A 3,875-nucleotide genomic window follows, 5' to 3' on the forward strand; every position below is an offset into this window, starting at 1 on the left:
CTGCGAAATCCTTCAAAAATACTTGCCGGGCAGTTCTTTTCTAATTGTATCCGCTGCATCTGTTCTTCCTGAACTTCTTCCACATCTGCCATCAGTTCTTCATAATCCACTACTTTTGCATCTTCCAGTGAGTACCCTTTATCTTCTAAAATATCACTGGCAGCTTTATCCACATAGATTGTCGGATTGTCATAGATTCCTCCATCATCCTCCTGATAATCTTCATTATAAAATGTATAGTCATAACCATCTTCTGCGGTCTGGATTGTAAAGTATTGTTTTCCAATCTGATATGCAATCTGTACCTCATTCCAGTCCAGCATGTTTTCCATTTTATTTACCACTTCATATATTTCTGGATTCAGCCACCCTCCGATCTGTTTATACGCATGGGTCAGCCGATCTATCCCGTTTTCACATCGGATAAAATCCATGCTTTCCTGCATCGTTTCCGTATTCTGGATACCAAGCACTTTTTTCTGATGATTTGGCAGACGTAAATATTCCTGCATCGCTTCATCCAGTGATTCATACCGGTTTACTTTTACTACACCCTCTGCATTTACATCTTCCATCACATAAAAATTATCAATGTAATGAATCTCTGGCATTTTTAACTTTATGCCTTCCGGCAGCTGCACCTCACTGACTGCATGAAAATTAAACCGGACATCCGTTCCAGATTCATTTTTTCCTGCCATCGTTTCTTCCCAGGTATCTTTCTGTACTGCCTGTATTTCTTCGATTGTAAGTGTCTGTCCACTCCGCAGGGTTACAACAGAATCTTTCGGGAATTCCGTCAAGTCATAAAGTGTTGTTCCATTTTCCTGCAAATATTCTGAAACTGCTTCCAATGCTCCTGCGTCAAACCCGTTCCATAAGTCCTCCGCTACAAGCTGTCCATTTTCTGCTACGATAATGCCTGCCACATCGGATCCAAATTCATCCTGTTCCATTAAGAAAAACTTCTCCCCGGCATATTCCTTTTCATCAACCGTATGCCATGTTCCGTTATGTCCTTCTGCTTCATACCCTCTTGTCTCTGCCGTAATCGTCACTTCGTTTTCTCCTATCGCCTGTTCTATCCTCTGCATCCGAATCTCAGCTCTTGCCATGTCGATAAACCCATCTAAAACTGCCGGGTGGCTTTCGATCACATAATCCAGATTCAGATTTCTGCCCCGGCTGATATTTTCCGGGACTTCAATATGCTCCGCCCAGTCTTTGTTCTGTCTGGAGAATCTTCCATCATGGGAAAGTTCCTGGATGGTATTTGCCATAACAAAATTCATACGTTCTTCCCCAAAGCGTTCCACGACTTCTTTTGCTGCATTCTGCTTTAAGTGCAGCCCGTCAAAATTCTCCCGGATAGCTTCTTCGATTGCTTTCTTGCAGTCCAGGTTTAACTTTCTCAAATCCAGATAAGCATCCACATCCCGTTCTCCCATTGCCTGTTCCAATGTTCCTTTATAAACTGGCGGATATGCCCTGACGGAATTATGTTCCAGTATGTTCATTCTCTGCTGGACAAACTCCGGAAGTTCCTGAAATCCAAAAGAATCTACATAATAGGCTGTAATCTCTGCACCCCTGTTTATCACGATCACATCACTTACCGATAAAGAATGACCACGGAAATCTTCCGGTCGGTCAATGTTAAAGCGTTCAAATATATTTTCTAACGTGATTGTTGGCATCCATGGTGCTGCATAAACCATCCGGTAATCCTTTCCGTCAATGGTATATCCCAGACTCTTTGCGGATTCCATTCCCATAAACTGATAAGTATGCTCATCCCCACTATCCATCTGATAAATGGCAAACCTTCCGCTTTCTCCATGCAGAAGAAGTGTCTCATCAATCTTTTCTGCACTCTGCTGTTCCAGTGCTTCCTGTTTTGTAGCAGATATTTCTCTTTCTTTCTGCACTTCCCATTCTGTTTCTGTGATTCCAAAGATACCGTCATATCCAAGAATTGCATCTTCTGTGTCTACAAGTGTTGATTCTGCCAGCTGTGGATTCTCTTGATTTCCATGTAACACATAAATTTCTGCCCCTCCACGGTACAATTCATATGCACGGTCTTTCGTAAGCGGAAGCATATGGTCTAACTGGATTCCTGCCTCGTGCATTTCTGTAAAACCAACCATGCCATCCGGGAAATTGTCAATCTGTGCCTGTATTTCATTCATAAGGCTTCTCGTATATTCACTTCCCGGTCTGCGGATTGCAGTCATCATACGGTTCACCAGTCCAAGCACTTCGTCTTTATCATCCATCTTATATGCAAAATTCACAATAAGATTTCTCTGGGAATCTGTGAAATCTCCCGTATTGGCAGCTTCTGCTGTTTCAATCAGACGGTGGGCATACTGCATGGCTGTTTCTTCTGCAATTTCCGGCTCTTTCGCTTGGAAGTTCGCCCTTGCTGCCTGGATCACTTCATACACCAGCTTTGAACCGGCTTCATCGTAAGATTCCATCATATCCCATAATAGGTGAGTCAGACTTTCCACCTGTCCAGGGGAGGTGTCTGCATATTCATTTACAAATGCCTTTTCATTTTCCGAAAAAATATTTCTTGGAAACTCTGCTTTTTGCACCAGCATCTCTGCCTGATCTTTCGGAGAAAGGTCAGAAAAATAAGTAACGCCTGTGTCAGCATCATATTCCACATCATAAAAATCAATCGGATAGTTCTCTCCGTGCCCACTGCTGTCATAGAGTGGTGTGACGGCAGCACCTTTTTCTTCCAGAAAACTTTCCAGTGGTTTCTCATTTTCCTCTATCTCACCACTTTCCAGAAGGCGGACGTATTCCCCCACATTCTGCTCTAACTGTTCCCTGCTCATGTTTTCGATCAGATCATAAGTAAACTCGGAACCCATACTGCCTGAAAGATGCAGAATTAAATCTTCCTTATGAAAAGTATCCCGAACTGGTCTTTCCATTTCCAGCTCGTGCATCTGTGTCTCGATATTCTCAATGACTTCCGCAGACGTTTTCCGTATGGTATCCATAGATGCCCGGAGTGCTTTCATATCCTTGCTTTCACACCAGCTGGCAATATAGGTAAAAGAGTATTCGGAAGTATCCAGACCAAAGTGGTTGCAGACAATATAGGCAATACTTTCTGCTTCCACTTCTTTGGTTGTCCGGTCTTTTAAAATCCCTTCCGCATCCATTACCTCCCGGTCATGCAGCAATGCATGGCTTACTTCGTGTACTCCGGTTTTCATGGTCTGAAGATTACTCATATCTTCCTGAATTGCGATATACTTTTCTGTCTGATGATAATACCCCTTTGCTTCCCCTTCTATTTCCATCATGCGGATTGGCACAGGAGAAATGTTCTGCAATGCTTCCATAAACGTGTCATAAAACTGTACACTCCCGGTAAGTTCCGGTACTTCCAACTCTACAATCGGCTCTCCCTCTGTCTGGCTGACATCAAATACCGTTGTCACACGAAACCTTGGAATGACCATCTCCACAATCTCTGTTTCCGGCTGACCGTCATCCCCGATCACCGGCTCTTTTGTTACAGGGTCAATCTTTTCAATCTCCTGTTTCTCACGGATGGGTGCCGGTGCGATAATCTGGATTCCTTTTTCCCCTCTCTTTACATGGCGGTTAAATTTCTTCTGCCACGCCTGATACCCTGCCACCAGAGTAGCCTCCGGTTTCTGCATGGTGATCAGAAGGGTGTTATTAAAACTGTAATTATGGAACTTGGACATGGTATTCAAATATTCCGTATATCGTTCCGAAGTAAAAATCTCCTTTACGCCCTGTTCCAGCCGTTCCGATATTTCCTTTAACTGTTTCTCTATATTATTTGCCATAAACAAACCCTCCATTTTATGTCCCCGCCA

The 3,875-nt window shown here is 43.3% G+C and carries 1 protein-coding gene; it reads right to left on the bottom strand.

Features of this window, described 5'->3' with window-relative positions; genetic code table 11:
- The coding region (locus DW694_RS16505; protein ID WP_286187285.1) for a DUF3849 domain-containing protein at nt 1–3,845 on the bottom strand (3,845 nt) is incomplete at its 3' end.
- Nucleotides 3,846–3,875 lie beyond the last annotated feature (30 nt).

This window comes from Ruminococcus sp. AM26-12LB (assembly GCF_003480785.1).
GTDB classification, from domain to species: domain Bacteria; phylum Bacillota; class Clostridia; order Lachnospirales; family Lachnospiraceae; genus Blautia_A; species Blautia_A fusiformis.